This window comes from Marinospirillum alkaliphilum DSM 21637, assembly GCF_900119735.1.
Classification (GTDB): domain Bacteria; phylum Pseudomonadota; class Gammaproteobacteria; order Pseudomonadales; family Halomonadaceae; genus Marinospirillum; species Marinospirillum alkaliphilum.
Genome location: NZ_FPJW01000012.1, coordinates 56,214 through 70,004 on the forward strand (window position 1 = coordinate 56,214; position 13,791 = coordinate 70,004).

Here is a 13,791-nt window from a genome sequence, read left to right on the forward strand (position 1 = left end):
TGTTCAGATAGTGATCTGTTGCAGGTCCGGGTGGCTGATGATCAGCAGTGTCATGTCATCCTGGGGTGGCCCGGAGGCCAGCAGCTGGCTGATCACCTTGTCGGGCTGATAGTGCTGCAGGATCAGGTTTTCAGCCAGCAGTTTGTAAGCACGGCTTTTTTTCTGCCCGCGGGTGTGTTCTATCAATCCATCAGACAGCAGGATGATGGAGTGATCCGTCAGACTGATGGTGTTGGGTTTCACTTCCTCTTTGCTGAGAGGGGTGGCACCTAGCGGCAGAAAGTCGGATGCCAGCAGCCGGGCCTGGTTTTTCCGGTCCAGCAGCAGTGTGTCTGGCATGGCAGCATTCCATAACTGTGCCTGCTGCAGATTCAGATCCAGGCTGATGAAGGCTGCCGCCACCAGCCGGTCACCAGGCAGGATCTGTTCCAGTTTCTGATTGGCTTCACAAATGATGTCGGTCAGCTCAAAGCCTTTTTCTGACATCGAACGAAAGATCTGAATCAGGGGTAGCAGGCTGATGGCAGCAGACAGGCCATGGCCGGTAGCATCCAGAATCAGCAGGTGGTAAACACCGGATTTTGGTGTTCTGGACAACATCACAAAATCACCGCTGAACTCATGGCCGACACAGGGCTGAATGGCATAGTTGATGCCTTGTGGCCGAATCTGCTGGCTGCTCCTGGTGATGGCATCATAAACCTGTTTGGCCAGCACCGAGTCGGCAGCCTTTTCATTGAGCAATTGCAGCAGCAGCTCTCTTTTATCCTTGATGGACTTATGGGTTTCGGCAGAGACCAGCAGAATGATCAGTAGAAACAGCATGAAAAAAGACACCAGGCTGGCCGTGGTGGTCTGGGTGGATTGAAGCTGCTGTGTGTTTTCATTGATCAGGTTATTGATGACGCGCAGCTCGGTATCCAGCAGCTGATTGATCGCCTGGCTGCTGAGGTGAAACCATTGTTCGTAAGTGATCGGTTGCAGGTTGGTTGTTGCTGCGGATGCTGCGAGTGAGTGTTGAATGATTTGCAGCATCCTTTGCAGGCTGTCCTGTGTCATGAACTGATCCAGTGCCAGACGTGTGGGTTGATCGGAATACTTGAATGCGTGGTTGATCAGCAGGTGAAATTCAGTTCTGAGTTGTATGAGCTGTTGTTCATCGGCACTGCTGACGGTGTTTCTGGCCAGAATCGGGGTCATCAGGGCACGTGTTTGTCCCAGTCGTTCTTTGGCTTCTGAAATCAGCAGCAGGATTTTCACCTGATTGTTGTAATGGAGGTTGTTCAGTTTGCCGGTGGCATCGGCCATCAGCAGCAGGTCGGAAATCATGCTTGTGTAGTACTGGTGGCAGGTTTCGGGAGTGACGTGCAGTTGATCCACCTCCGATCGTTGTTCCGGTAGTGCCTGCAGGGCTGCACTGAGTCGCTGGAAGTGTGTTCCATCCGTTGGTGTGTGTGGGCGGTTTGCCAGTTGCAGAAACTGTGCACTCAAGCGGTCGGTTTGTTGCCGGATGCTGGTCATTGAGCTCATGTGGTGATGCCCGCTGGATACCAGAATCAGGTTGGTGGCACCTCTTTCCATGGCCAGGGCATCCACCAACTCACTCAGCAGTTGCAGGTTGCGGATGGATTCCCGGTGCAACTGCAGCTGGCTGATCTGTGCAAAGCGGTCGATGGCCACACTGATGATGATGCCACCCAGCAACAAGACCGGCGCAATGATCAGAACCAGCAGGCGAGTGGTCAGCCAGGATGGGTCTTTGTTGCTGTGGTCTGCTGCTGTCGGCATCTGTCTTTGCCTCCACCACCGGGTTCAACCGGGACGAAATGCCTTGATCACCTGTTCATCACAGACCAGATAAGGACCATCCATCAGATCAATGCAATAAGGAATGGCTGGGAATACGGCGTCCAGGCATTGACGGATGGCTTTGGGTTTACCGGGTAGGTTAACAATCAGGCTGTTGCCTCTGAGGCCTGCGGTCTGGCGTGACAGAATGGCTGTGGGTACATACTTGAGGGACTCCATGCGCATCAGCTCACCGAAGCCCGGCATCATGCGCTCACAGACGGCTTCGGTGGCTTCCGGGGTGACATCCCGGCTGGCCGGACCCGTGCCACCGGTGGTGACCACCAGGCAGCAGTGTTCCTGATCCACCAGTTCTTTCAGGGTGGTTTCAATCTGTGGCTGTTCATCAGGGATCAGGCGGTAAACGGCTTCCCAGTCACTGCTCAGATAGGCTTTCAGGGTGTCAATGATGGCCTGTCCGGACAGGTCTTCATAAATGCCGGCGCTGGCGCGGTCGCTGACGGTGACAATACCGATTCGAGCAGTCTGGGTCATGGTGAGTCTCAGTTGAGTTGAACAAGTTCTCCCTGGCGACTGAAGGCCAGAAAGCGTGAAATCATGCCTGATTGAATCTGCTGCATCATCATTTTCAGTGGCTGCAGGCATTCCTCGCTGGTGGGAGGCATGCCGCCCCGGCCACTCATGGCGGCCACAAAAGCGATGTCCCAGTCATGGCCGGTCTGTTCCGATTCACTGACCAGGGTGGTGAAATCCCTGACTTCTTCGGGGGTGCGATCCACACAGATGACTGGATTGAGTACGCCCCCCTCTCCTTGTTCAAAGGCTTTTTTCTGGGCCGGGGTGGCGTCTTCGGGAAGTTCTGCCTTGCTGAAAACGAACAGCAGGCGCTGAGGTTCCGGTTGCTCCTCTGCCAGTGCAATCAGATCCTGGTAGGTGTTGATGTTCACGATGTACCCCTATGACGGATGTTGGTTTTCTCCGAGTCTGGCAGGGTTTTCAGGCGTGAACATTACCCATCAGAGGTAGCTGCTGTCTGCTGATTGGAGTAGTCAGCCACCGGTCATGTTCATCAGGCGCACCACCTGCACATCACCGTCATTGGTGAAGTGATGGCGTTCGGGTTTTAATCCCATGGCATCCATGATGGCCTGTTTCAACGGCTCGTTGTTGCCAGGATGGCTGCGCAGTATCGGGCGCAGATCCACCGAGTGGTCATTACCCAGGCACAGCAGCAGGCGTCCTTCCACGGTCACTCGCACGCGGTTGCAATCGCCGCAGAAGTTGTGGGAGTGGGGCGAGATGAAGCCGATGCGGGTGGTTGAGTCGGCCATGCGGTGATAACGGGACGGGCCAGCGGTCTGGCTGTCACAGGCACTCAGGGCATAACGCTGTTCAATGATCCGGTGCACTTCATCACTGGAGCAGTAGGTTTCACCGCGCTGGTGATCGGACACCACGCCCAGCGGCATTTCCTCGATAAAGCTGATGTCGATGCCTTTGCTACGGGCAAACTCCACCAGATCGAGCACTTCGTCTTCATTGCGTCCCTTCATGATCACGGCATTCAATTTGATGCCGGTGAAGCCAGCATCGATGGCTGCATCGATGCCCTGCAGTACCTTGTTCAGGTCGCCGTTGCGGGTGATGCGGCGGAATTTTTCCGGGTCCAGTGAATCCAGGCTGATATTCAGGCGTTGCAGACCACCGGCAAACAGGGCTTCGGCATAACGGGGTAATTGGCTGCCGTTGGTGGTCATGGCAAAGTCTTTCAGGCCAAGGGTGCCGATGAAATCCACCAGTTGTGTCAGGTCACGGCGCACCAGCGGCTCGCCCCCGGTCAGGCGAATTTTTTCCACCCCCAGTTCCGCAAAAGCTTGTGCCACACGACCGATTTCTTCCAGCGTGAGAATGGCATCTCGTGGCAGGAAGGTCATGTCTTCACTCATGCAATAAACACAGCGGAAGTCACAACGATCCGTCACTGACAGGCGTACATAGGTCACCTGACGACCGAAGTTGTCGATCAGTCGTGCCGGGGTCTGTTCAGCAATCATATGGGGTGGATCATAAACGGGCCGGTTCATTGTTCTTCTGCCTTGGCCGTTGCCTGTTGTGGGGTTTGCCAGCGAGCGGCGGCGGCTGAGTCACTGTGACGGGCGCTGACCCAGTAATCGCCGCTGCGGGTGTGTTCTTTTTTCCAGAAGGGCGCGCGGGTTTTCAGGAAATCCATGATGAAGTTACAGGCATCAAAAGCCGCCTGGCGGTGCGCCGAGGCAGTGACCACCAGCACAATCGGGTCACCGGGTTCCAGTCGCCCGATGCGGTGAATCACGCGGGTGCCCTTGAGCGGCCAGCGTGTTTCGGCCTCCTGCACTATCTGCTCCAGAGCCTGTTCGGTCATGCCGGGGTAGTGTTCCAGGGTCAGGGCGATGACATCCGGTTTTTCGTTGAAGTCCCGCACGTAACCGACAAAACTGACCACGGCACCCAGATCGGTGCGTTCAGCAGTCAACTGGTCGATTTCCCGGCCGCTGTCAAACGCTTCGGCCTGTACCCGAATCAGGTTGGGGTTCATCCTTCAACCTCCGGTGACCGGTGGGAAAAAGGCCACTTCATCCCCGGCAGAGATGGTTTGGCCGGGTTTGGCCATCTGCTGGTTCACGGCCATCAGCAGATTGCTGCCGGACAGATAACGCTGCCAGACTTCACCACGCGCACGCAGCTGCTGGAGCAGGTCATCCAGCGTGGTGCCAGGCAGCTGATCCAGCGGCAGATCCAGTTTATCCACACCCAGTTGCTCACGCAGCTCAGCAAAAAACTGCACCTGAATCATGGCTTCACTGGATGTTGCCGCGGATGCAGTGTTGGGTAGCGGTTCGGCGGTGCATGCAGGTTGATCAACCGGCTGGGGTGCTGTTTCAAAGGTCCAGTCACCGGATTTGCCACCGGTTTTTTCCAGCACCCGGATGCCTTCAATTTCCATGCGTTTATCCACCGCTTTACACATGTCATAGACGGTCAGGGCGGCAACCGAAGCGGCTGTTAATGCTTCCATTTCCACACCCGTCTGTCCGGCCAGCTTGCAGGTGGCCAGAATGCGGATGCCCGGCAGATTGGTGTCCGGGCTCAACGTCACTTCCACCTTGCTGAGTAACAGCGGGTGGCAGAGCGGAATCAGTTCGGGGGTTTTTTTGGCCGCCATGATGCCGGCAATCCGTGCGGTGGCCAGTACATCACCCTTGGGGTGATCGCCGTCGACAATCATCTGCAGTGTGGTGGCATGCATGCGTACGCTGGCGCAGGCCTGAGCGGTGCGGGTGGTGACCTGCTTTTCGGAAACATCCACCATGCGGGCTTCGCCACGGGCATTCAGGTGTGTAAGCTGGTTCATTCTGCTGTTCCTCTGTAACCGGGCAGCCATTCATGGAAAGGGTAGATGTCCACGGGTGCACCTGCCGGAATTTCAGCCTGATCATCTGCGATGCGAATCAGGCAGTTGCCCTGGTGAACCGAGGTGAGCATGCCGGACCCCTGTGGACCGGTGGTTTTCACCTGCAGCTGGCCGTTGCTGCTGATGCTGAACACCCCGCGGTGGAAATCACTGCGCCCCGTGCGGCTTTTTAAATGTTCGATACTGCTGGCGCGCCAGGGTGCAGGGAGGCGTTGCTGGCATCCCTGCAGCTGCTGAATCAGGGGTTGCACCAGCAGCATGAAAGTCACCACCACCGCCACCGGATTACCGGGTAATCCGGCAAACAGGCAGGTCTGACCTGCATCATTCTGACCCAGGTGACCAAAGGCAAAAGGACGACCGGGACGCAATGCCAGTTTCCAGAAACGGGTTTCGCCCAGTTCATTCAGGGCACTGCGAACAAAGTCGGCATCCCCCATGGATACACCACCGGACGTCAGCACCAGTTGGTGCCGGTGTCTGGCTTCTGCCAGTGCAGCACGAATGCTGCCCAGATCATCCGGCAGGATGCCCAGATCGGTGACTTGGCAGCCCAGTGCCTGCAGCATGGCCTGCAGGGTGAAACGGTTGGTGTCATAAATGCCATCACCAGGTAAGGGCAGGCCCGGTGCAGTGACTTCATTGCCGGTGGAAAACACCGCAACCCGCAAGGGTTGATGAACACTCACCTCGGAAAAACCCAACGATGCCAGCAGCCCCAGTTGTGCGCTGCCGAGGGCTTGCCCGGCAGGCAGCAGGGTCTGGCCGCTGCGGATGTCTTCACCGGCCTGACGCACATTGCTGCCGGGTTTGATACTGGCTGCATCACTGATGTTGATCTGCTTTTCATGGCGCTGACACTGTTCCACCATCACCACGGTATCGGTGCCATCCGGCAGCGGTGCGCCAGTGGTGATGTAGACACATTCCCCGGCCTCAACCTTGCCGCTGAAACGCTGTCCGGCAAGGCTTTCACCAATCAGTTGCCATTGCTGTTGCCGGGCCAGTTCGGTGCCTTTCAGGGCAAAACCGTCCATGGCTGAGTTGGTGTTTTGCGGCACATTGATCGGAGCAATGATGGGGGCTGCCAGGTAGCATCCGGCAGCCTGCTGCAGTGGCAGGCGAACCGCCGGTGTTTGTGCGCTGGTTGGTTGCAGCAGCGCCTGGCGCGCCTCTTCCAGCGTCAGCTGGTTTTTTTTGTCAGTGAAATCAAAGCAGCTCAGGCTCATGGCGTCACTCCTCTGGAAGGGTGGCGCTGGCAGAACTCAAGGATGAAGTCTTCCAGTTGTTCCAGATTGTTCAGATCCAGTCGTGGCAGACAGCAGTCAACCGGTATTGCATCCAACTGGTCACAGGCCACGGCCATGACATGCGGGTCTTCCCGGAAACGCCAGGGTTTGCCAACGGCCGGGCGATGCAATTCAATCTTCGGAAAGGCTTCTGCTTTAAAACCTTCGATCAGCACCAGATCCAGCAGGTCGGTATTGAGTTGTTGCAGCAGCTCCTGCAGCGCCGGTGGTTCGACCCGCTCATCTTCCACCATCAGTGCCCAGCGCTTGTGTGAGGCAATCAGCATCTGCTCTGCACCGGCATGGCGCAATTCATAACTGTCCTTGCCGGGGGTATCCACATCAAAGTCATGGTGGGCATGTTTGATGCAACCGATACGCAGCCCCCGGCTGCGCAGCCGTGGCAGCAGGGCTTTAAGCAGGGTGGTTTTTCCGGTGCCGCTCCAGGCGGCAAAGCCCAGTACTGGCAGGGGCGTCTGAATCATGGGTCTGCTGGCTCCTCTATGGTCTGTTACCGAGCAAAGCCTGTGCCCCGTAAGGCAGGAATAAACTGACAAATAAGGGAAAAATCTGCCTTTTGTCCAGGAAACCATTGGCTGACGATGCGGCTTGCCTTGCCTGCGCGCATAACGTTCATCAGGAGCTTTTCAGCCCTTATGCTGCTCAGGTTTTCCCGAATATGCCATAAATACGCCTGGGCGTATATGCTTCGGAGGAGGTAGTGCGACAGAGGTAGGGTTGAGTGACGACAGGGGTGTTGCCTGTCTGTTATTGCAGTTCTTCCGGCCGGTTGAAATTGCGCAGGGTGCGGGGATCAAAGTCCACCTGGGTCATGCCGATGCTGGCATACCAGCGATCCGGCTTGCGTTCGCCCTGTTGCATGGCTTGTTGCAGGGGACTGGCCAGACTGGTGTGCAGCAATACCACCACCGGTTGCAGGCGCTCTCCATCAGCGGCCACAGCGATCCGGGTGTTATCAGTGCGGGTGGCTTGAAGCAGTTGACTGACCAGATCAAGCGGCAGAAACGGGCCGTCACAGGGTGCAAAAATTACCCATTCCGTTTCGGCTGATTGCAGGCCAGTGAGGATGCCCATCAAGGGGCCGTGAAAACCTTCCTGCAGATCCCCGATGACACGGAACCCCAGCGCTTCATAGGCCTGTTGATTGCGGTTGGCATTGATCAGCAACTGGTCAACCTGAGGTTGCAGACGAGTGATCACGTGGTGAATCAGGGGTTGTCCTTCATATTCGACCCAGCCTTTATCCTGGCCACCCATGCGGCGACCTTCTCCGCCCGCAAGGATGACGCCAGTGACTGAATCGGGGGTAAAACTGGACATGGCAAGGCTCCGTCAGATGTGCAGCTGGCCATTATCCAGCATCCACTGCTGGCTGCAAAGTTCGGTGACCGCATTCTGCTGGTGGCTGGTCAGCAGCAGCCCTACTCCCTGTTGCTGCAGTTCTTCCAGCATCAGTGCCAGACGTTGGACACTCTGTTCATCCAGGCTGGCCGTGGGTTCATCCAGCAGCCAGAAACGGGGCTGGATCAGGCGTGCGCGTGCCAATGCCAGGCGTTGGCGTTCGCCGCCAGAGAGGGTGCGAGCTGGTTGTTCGGCCAGCTCCATCAGCCCGGCCCAGACCAGCAGGTCATCCAGTTGCCGGTTCAGTTGCTGATGATTGAGTCCCTTCAGATGATGGCTGTGACCTGTGATGAGCAGGTTGTTGCGCACGCTGTTGCTGAACAGCCAGGGGTGTTGGTGCAGGTAACAGCAATTGTTTGCCGGTTTGTGTCCGGACGGGTTGAGTTTGACCTGGCCTTTTGACGGGGACTGCAATCCGGCGATGACCTTCATCAGGCTGGTTTTGCCGCTGCCGTTGATGCCGCGCAGGTAAATGCTTTCACCCTGGTGCCAGTAAAGCTGAGGAATGTCCCAGATCACTCGACGCCGGTATTTCAATTGCAACTGGCGGGCCTGAAGCAGCATTGGTGTGGTGGTTTTCATCAGTGGCTGGCTCCCTGAACGCTGTTGCCTCGACAGAAGCCCACCAACAGATTTAAACCCAGTGCCAGTAACAAAAGCACTAACCCCAGGGCTATGCCTTGCACATAGGCACCCCTGGAGGTTTCCAGTGCAATGGCAGTGGTGATGGTGCGGGTGTAACCGGCAATGTTGCCACCCACCATCATGGCGCAGCCCACTTCGGCAATGATGCGGCCAAAAGCGGTGACCACTGCGGCCAGCAAGGCAAAACGTACTTCTACCGTGATCAGCCACAGGCTACGCAGGCGCGACAAACCCAGTGTTCGGGTGGTTTCCCAGGCGTGGCGAGACAAGCTCTGGTAGGCGGTGTGGCTCATGGCAATCAGAATCGGCAGGCACATCAGAAATTGTCCGGCAATCATCGCTGGTTGACTGAACAGCAGGCGCAGATCACCCAGTGGACCGGAGCGGGACAGCAGCAAAAACAGCAGCAAGCCGATCACCACTGTGGGTACAGCCAATAATGTGTTGTTCAGGGTGACCAGTAACCAGTGGCCGGGAAAGTGCCAGAAGGCCAGGGCAAAACCACAGGCCAGTGCCAGTGGCAGGGCCAGCAGCAGGGCGGTGAGTGACACCCGGAACGACAAGGCAATGATCTGCCACAGCTCCGCATCACCGGACAGCAGCAGTTGAATGGCCTGAAGGGTTGCTGATCCGATGGAATCCATGAGTATCAGTTGGCGTCAGCAAAAAACAGCGGTTCATCATCCACGGTGAAACCATTGATCAGTGCCTGACCGGTTTCAGACAGCAGCCAGTCGCGCAGCAGTCTGGCGCCACGGTGGTTGATGCCGGGATGACGTTGCGGGTTAACCAGAATCACCTGATAGGGGTTGGCCAGATCAATGCCACCCTCATAGAGTAGCGCCAGATCCAGGCGTGACCGCATGGCCAGCCAGGTGCCACGATCGGTCAGGGTGTAGCCCTTCATTTCACTGGTCATGGTCAGTACTCGGCCCATGCCCTGACCAACCGCGCGGTAGTTGCGAAAACCGGGTTGCAGCCCTGCCAGCTCCCAGAGTTCCAGTTCTTTTTTATGGGTACCGGAATCATCCCCGCGGGAAACAAACACACGGTTGCGCTGATGGATTTTTTCCAGCGCATCAAGGATGCCTTCTGCTTGCTCAAGATTAAGTGGGTCATTTTTAGGGCCGACCAACACATAGTCGTTGTACATCAGGCTGCGGGGCTCAATGCCATGACCGGCTTCAACAAAGGCTTCTTCTGCAACCGGGGCATGGGTTATCACCAGATCCACGTCACCATCCTGCCCCAGTTTGAGTGCCTGCCCGGTGCCAACCGACAGCACCTGCACGGTGATGCCATGTTGTTTTTCAAAATGTGGCAGCAGGTGGCCCAGCAGTCCTGAGTTGTAAGTGCTGGTGGTGGTAGCCAGTCGAACCACCTGAGGGTTGGCTTGCAGTGAACCGGAGAGTGCAAACAGCAGGATGAACAAAAGCAGCAGTCGGTTCATGGTGATTAAGGCTTCCTGAAGCTGATGATGAGTGAGGGCTGTGAGTTGCTGGGTTGCAAGGGAGGTGCCAGTTTTTATCGGCTCCCTGTCCAATCCATCGATTTTAAAGGGATTCATGCCACAGAAAAATGCCTGCAAGTTGCGCTGAAGCAATTTTGATGCATGAAAATCGGGTCAAAATGCTACACTTTGTTTTCCGTGAAGGTTCATTTTGTCCGTAAAGGTTCTTTCCCATGACTGCCATGCCCGATTTTAGCCTCTGTCGTTCAGCCTCAGTTCTGATTGTTGATGATGAACCAGGCATGCGCCAGTTTCTGGAAAAGGCATTGGACAAGCATTTTGGTCTGGTGGAAACCGCAGGCAGTATTGATCAGGCCGAGACACTGCGCCAGCGATATCATTTTGATCTGATGATTCTGGATGTGCGTATGCCGGGGCGCTCCGGCATTGAGTGGCATGAAGCCCTGCAGGACCCCAATCGCCATAGTGATGTGATTTTCATGACCGCTTATGCGGAGCTGGAAACGGCGATCCAGGCCATTCGTGTTGGTGCAGCAGATTTTATTCTCAAGCCTTTCCGGCTGGAGCAGATGATGAATGCGATTCTGCGTGTGCTGAAGCGCCGCCAGTTGTTGCGTGAGAACTTTCTGCTGCGTCGTGAAGTGAGCCAGTACCTGGAGCTGGAAAACCCGATGGTGGGTGACAGTCCGGCCATGAAACGACTGGAAACCGTGATCCAGCGGGTGGCTCCCACTCCTTCCGCGGTTTTGATTGAAGGGGAGTCGGGAACCGGCAAGGATCTGGTGGCACGTGCCCTGCATCAGCATTCCGGTCGGCAGGGGCCTTATGTGCCAGTCAACTGTGGTGCCATTGCACCGGATCTGCTGGAAGCTGAACTCTTTGGTCATACCCGCGGAGCCTTCACCGGGGCTAACAAGGCACGGGATGGTTTATTCAGTTTTGCCAGTGGCGGCACCCTGTTTCTGGATGAGATCGGTGAGTTGCCGCTGGCGATGCAGTCAAAACTGCTGCGTGTGCTGGAGCAGAAAGCAGTGCGCCCGGTTGGTGGTGAGCAGGAAGTTAAAGTGGATGTGCGCATTGTGGCCGCCACCAATCGCCAGTTGAGTGAAGAGGTCAAGGTCGGGCGCTTTCGGGAGGATCTGTACTTCCGCCTGAATGTGCTGACGCTGACCTTGCCGCCTCTGCGTGAGCGCAGTGAGGACATCCCCCAGTTGGCGCATTATTTTTCCCGGCGTTTATCACGTGAGCTGGGACTGGAGGCGGTACCCTTTTCCCATGAAGACCTGCGTGCCATGCAGGGGCATCACTGGACGGGCAATATTCGTGAACTGAAAAACTTCATTGAGCGCTGCATTCTGCTGGGTCGTTTGCCGCTGGAAGAACTGGTGCGCGATGATAATACAGACTCGGGACAGACAGGTTATCCCAGTTGCTGGCCGTTGGATGAGGTGGAGCGACGCCATATCCTGCAGGTGCTGGATGCCTGTGATGGCAACAAGTCAGCCGCAGCAAGGCAGTTGGGTATTTCCCGCAAGACGCTGGATCGGAAACTGGCTGGCTGGTCCGGTGAGGATTCTGATTCGGATCATGCCTCAGATCAGGAGCAGGAGGCATGAAGCTGCCTCGACGTTCTGTCAAAGGCAAGCTGCTGACCCTGACCCTGCTGCCAATCCTGCTGACACTGGCAGCCTTGCTGGCTTTGACGGCTTACTGGACCACCACCTATACCGATCGTCACCTTTACATGAAGGTGGCGGCAGATCTGGCGGTGGCACGCTCCACCCTGGATCTGATGCAGGAACGCCAACTGGAGCGTCTGGTCCAGATGAGCAATGCCTGGCGTTTTCATGATGAGTTGGTGCAACGTGATCGGCAGCGTCTGGAAAGTCTGGTCGAGGTGATTCGTCAGCGTCATGGTTTTGATTTTCTGCGTCTGCTGGATGTTGCCGATGTGCCTGAGCTGGAGCGGGATCAGCCAAGCCTGTTCGGGCTGCTCAGTGGTGTGGCACGCGGGGGAAGTTTCAGTGGTTTGTCGGTGATCAGTGCTGCTGAACTGGCAGAGCTGGATGAAGGGCTGGCTGAGCGGGCAAAAATTCAGGTGCTGCCAACACCTCGTGCCCGCCCCTCGGTGAAACGTATTGAAGATCGGGCGATGCTGGTGCGCAGTCTGCACCCGATCACCAATACCGAGGGTGAGGTGCTGTTCCTGCTCGATGGTGGGGTGATGCTGAATCACAATCTGGTCTTTGTGGATGCCATTCGTGATCTGGTCTATGGCTCGGGTGCTTTGCCGGACGGTGGGTTGGGTACAGTGACCCTGTTTCTGGATGATACCCGCATCACCACCAATGTACCGGGATTGGGTTTTGATGGGCACGGGCCAGTGATTGAACGAGCCATAGGTACCCGCATTTCTCAGGAAGTGGGAGACCGGGTGCTGGGTGATCAAGCCGTGTGGCTGGATCGTGCTTTTGTAGTGAATGACTGGTTCATCAGTGGTTATGAGCCGCTGTATGACCTGCGTGGTGATCTGATCGGTGTGTTGTATGCCGGTTTTTCGGAGGGTCCATTTTTTGCCCAGTACCTGAAAACCCTGTCTGAGCTTGGAATTACCCTATTGCTGGTACTGCTGATTTCCGCCTTGCTGGTGTGGCGAGGTGCCAATCGGCTGTTTGCACCGGTCAAGCAGATCCATGACTCGGTGATGGCGGTGCGTGCTGGTCAGCAGCAGGCACGCATCGGGCCGCTGGATACAGGTGATGAAATGACCGATCTGGCACATCAGTTTGATGCCATGCTGGATGAGCTGGATGCCCGTCAGCAAAGAATTCAGGCGGCTGCCGAAGAACTGGAACGCAAGGTGGAAGAACGCACGTTAAGTCTGCAGCAGAAAACCCGTGATCTGCAGGAGCATATCGAACTGTTGAAAGCCACGCGTGCCCAGTTGTTCACCAAGGAAAAACTGGCGGTACTGGGTGAATTGACGGCAGGCATTGCCCATGAGATCAATAACCCGGCTGCAGTGATTCTGGGGCACATGGATCTGTTGCAGGCGGAATTAGGGCCCAGTGCCGTGGTGGTGCAGGAAGAGATTGATACGGTGATTGAGCAGGTGTATCGCATCCGCGCCATCATCAACAATCTGTTGCAGTACAGTCGCCCAGGCCAGATGGTGGATCAGTTGCAAACACTGGAGGTGAATCGTGTGGTGCGTGACACCCTGGCGTTGGTGCGCCATGCGCTGGACAAGCAGGGCGTGGAAGTGGAGCAGCAGTATGATCGGGCTGTTGGCAAGGTGCAGGGCAATCGTCAGCAGCTGCAACAGGTGCTGGTGAATCTGTTGTTGAATGGTGCCCATGCCCTGGCGGGTCCGGGACGCATGCAGCTGTCCACGCATCCCTGGCAGACGGCAGAAGGTTTGCCCGGTGTGGAAATCCGTGTTTGTGATGAAGGCAAAGGCATGACCGAGGCGGTACTGGCACGGATTTTCGAGCCTTTTTTCACCACGCGTGAAGCCGGCAACGGGCTGGGGTTGTCCGTCAGTCGCAGTCTGATTCGGCGTTACGGTGGTGACATCGGGGTGGAGTCGGAAGCGGGCAAGGGCAGTTGTTTCAGTGTTTACCTGCCAGAAACCGCCAGCATCAATGATGAGGATGAAGCCACCATGCGGCAGCTGTTGTCAGGTCTTGGTGTGGTGGGTTGAG

At 56.5% G+C, this 13,791-nt stretch carries 14 protein-coding genes; 2 read left to right on the forward strand and 12 right to left on the reverse strand.

Annotated elements, in window-relative coordinates; all coding sequences use genetic code 11:
* Positions 1–3 precede the first annotated feature (3 nt).
* The 12 genes from BT114_RS13810 to BT114_RS13865 all read right to left on the reverse strand — a co-directional run bounded on the left by BT114_RS13810 (position 4) and on the right by BT114_RS13865 (position 10,066).
* Entirely contained in the window at positions 4–1,788 is a 1,785-nt protein-coding gene (locus BT114_RS13810) for a nitrate- and nitrite sensing domain-containing protein (protein ID WP_072327088.1), read from the reverse strand.
* A 24-nt stretch (positions 1,789–1,812) separates the two neighbouring features.
* Positions 1,813–2,343, reverse strand: coding sequence for a molybdopterin adenylyltransferase (gene mog, locus BT114_RS13815; RefSeq protein WP_072327089.1), 531 nt, complete (start codon positions 2,341–2,343; stop codon positions 1,813–1,815).
* A gap of 8 nt (positions 2,344–2,351) precedes the next feature.
* Positions 2,352–2,756, reverse strand: coding sequence for a ribonucleotide reductase subunit alpha (locus BT114_RS13820; RefSeq protein WP_072327090.1), 405 nt, complete (start codon positions 2,754–2,756; stop codon positions 2,352–2,354).
* A 102-nt stretch (positions 2,757–2,858) separates the two neighbouring features.
* Positions 2,859–3,893, reverse strand: coding sequence for a GTP 3',8-cyclase MoaA (gene moaA / locus BT114_RS13825; RefSeq protein ID WP_245770452.1), 1,035 nt, complete (start codon positions 3,891–3,893; stop codon positions 2,859–2,861).
* Entirely contained in the window at positions 3,890–4,384 is a 495-nt protein-coding gene (gene moaE, locus BT114_RS13830) for a molybdopterin synthase catalytic subunit MoaE (protein WP_072327091.1), read from the reverse strand. Before moaE ends, moaA begins: the two co-directional genes overlap by 4 nt.
* A gap of 3 nt (positions 4,385–4,387) precedes the next feature.
* Entirely contained in the window at positions 4,388–5,200 is an 813-nt protein-coding gene (gene moaC / locus BT114_RS13835; RefSeq protein ID WP_072327092.1) for a cyclic pyranopterin monophosphate synthase MoaC, read from the reverse strand.
* Positions 5,197–6,489 (reverse strand): molybdopterin molybdotransferase MoeA, encoded by a 1,293-nt coding sequence (gene moeA / locus BT114_RS13840; RefSeq protein WP_072327093.1) that lies wholly within the window; start codon positions 6,487–6,489, stop codon positions 5,197–5,199. The genes moaC and moeA overlap by 4 nt, the downstream gene beginning before the upstream one ends.
* Entirely contained in the window at positions 6,486–7,034 is a 549-nt protein-coding gene (mobB, locus tag BT114_RS15065) for a molybdopterin-guanine dinucleotide biosynthesis protein MobB (protein WP_072327094.1), read from the reverse strand. The genes moeA and mobB overlap by 4 nt, the downstream gene beginning before the upstream one ends.
* A 283-nt stretch (positions 7,035–7,317) precedes the next feature.
* Positions 7,318–7,890 carry a molybdenum cofactor guanylyltransferase MobA gene (gene mobA, locus BT114_RS13850; protein ID WP_072327095.1) on the reverse strand — a complete coding sequence of 191 codons (573 nt, stop codon included), beginning with the start codon at positions 7,888–7,890 and terminating at the stop codon, positions 7,318–7,320.
* Between the two features lie 12 nt (positions 7,891–7,902).
* On the reverse strand, positions 7,903–8,553 hold the full coding sequence (locus BT114_RS13855; protein ID WP_072327096.1) for an ABC transporter ATP-binding protein: 651 nt from the start codon (positions 8,551–8,553) through the stop codon (positions 7,903–7,905).
* Positions 8,553–9,260, reverse strand: a complete 708-nt coding sequence (locus BT114_RS13860) for an ABC transporter permease (protein ID WP_072327097.1) — start codon at positions 9,258–9,260, stop codon at positions 8,553–8,555. Before BT114_RS13860 ends, BT114_RS13855 begins: the two co-directional genes overlap by 1 nt.
* A 5-nt stretch (positions 9,261–9,265) precedes the next feature.
* Positions 9,266–10,066 carry an ABC transporter substrate-binding protein gene (locus BT114_RS13865; RefSeq protein WP_072327098.1) on the reverse strand — a complete coding sequence of 267 codons (801 nt, stop codon included), beginning with the start codon at positions 10,064–10,066 and terminating at the stop codon, positions 9,266–9,268.
* Between the two features lie 233 nt (positions 10,067–10,299).
* Here BT114_RS13865 and BT114_RS13870 point away from each other — a divergent pair, with 233 nt between their 5' ends.
* Positions 10,300–11,703: a sigma-54-dependent transcriptional regulator gene (locus tag BT114_RS13870; protein WP_072327099.1), complete on the forward strand. Its 1,404-nt coding sequence runs from the start codon at positions 10,300–10,302 to the stop codon at positions 11,701–11,703.
* Positions 11,700–13,790 carry a sensor histidine kinase gene (locus BT114_RS13875; RefSeq protein WP_072327100.1) on the forward strand — a complete coding sequence of 697 codons (2,091 nt, stop codon included), beginning with the start codon at positions 11,700–11,702 and terminating at the stop codon, positions 13,788–13,790. Before BT114_RS13870 ends, BT114_RS13875 begins: the two co-directional genes overlap by 4 nt.
* Position 13,791 lies beyond the last annotated feature (1 nt).

What these genes read in the sequence shown, in the direction of transcription:
- BT114_RS13810 (WP_072327088.1), bottom strand. Translation starts at nt 1,788, where the DNA reads ATGCCGACAGCAGCAGACCACAGCAACAAAGACCCATCCTGGCTGACC.
- mog (WP_072327089.1), bottom strand. Translation starts at nt 2,343, where the DNA reads ATGACCCAGACTGCTCGAATCGGTATTGTCACCGTCAGCGACCGCGCC.
- moaA (WP_245770452.1), bottom strand. Translation starts at nt 3,893, where the DNA reads ATGAACCGGCCCGTTTATGATCCACCCCATATGATTGCTGAACAGACC.
- moaE (WP_072327091.1), bottom strand. Translation starts at nt 4,384, where the DNA reads ATGAACCCCAACCTGATTCGGGTACAGGCCGAAGCGTTTGACAGCGGC.
- moaC (WP_072327092.1), bottom strand. Translation starts at nt 5,200, where the DNA reads ATGAACCAGCTTACACACCTGAATGCCCGTGGCGAAGCCCGCATGGTG.
- moeA (WP_072327093.1), bottom strand. Translation starts at nt 6,489, where the DNA reads ATGAGCCTGAGCTGCTTTGATTTCACTGACAAAAAAAACCAGCTGACG.
- mobB (WP_072327094.1), bottom strand. Translation starts at nt 7,034, where the DNA reads ATGATTCAGACGCCCCTGCCAGTACTGGGCTTTGCCGCCTGGAGCGGC.
- mobA (WP_072327095.1), bottom strand. Translation starts at nt 7,890, where the DNA reads ATGTCCAGTTTTACCCCCGATTCAGTCACTGGCGTCATCCTTGCGGGC.
- BT114_RS13855 (WP_072327096.1), bottom strand. Translation starts at nt 8,553, where the DNA reads ATGAAAACCACCACACCAATGCTGCTTCAGGCCCGCCAGTTGCAATTG.
- BT114_RS13860 (WP_072327097.1), bottom strand. Translation starts at nt 9,260, where the DNA reads ATGGATTCCATCGGATCAGCAACCCTTCAGGCCATTCAACTGCTGCTG.
- BT114_RS13865 (WP_072327098.1), bottom strand. Translation starts at nt 10,066, where the DNA reads ATGAACCGACTGCTGCTTTTGTTCATCCTGCTGTTTGCACTCTCCGGT.
- BT114_RS13870 (WP_072327099.1), top strand. Translation starts at nt 10,300, where the DNA reads ATGACTGCCATGCCCGATTTTAGCCTCTGTCGTTCAGCCTCAGTTCTG.
- BT114_RS13875 (WP_072327100.1), top strand. Translation starts at nt 11,700, where the DNA reads ATGAAGCTGCCTCGACGTTCTGTCAAAGGCAAGCTGCTGACCCTGACC.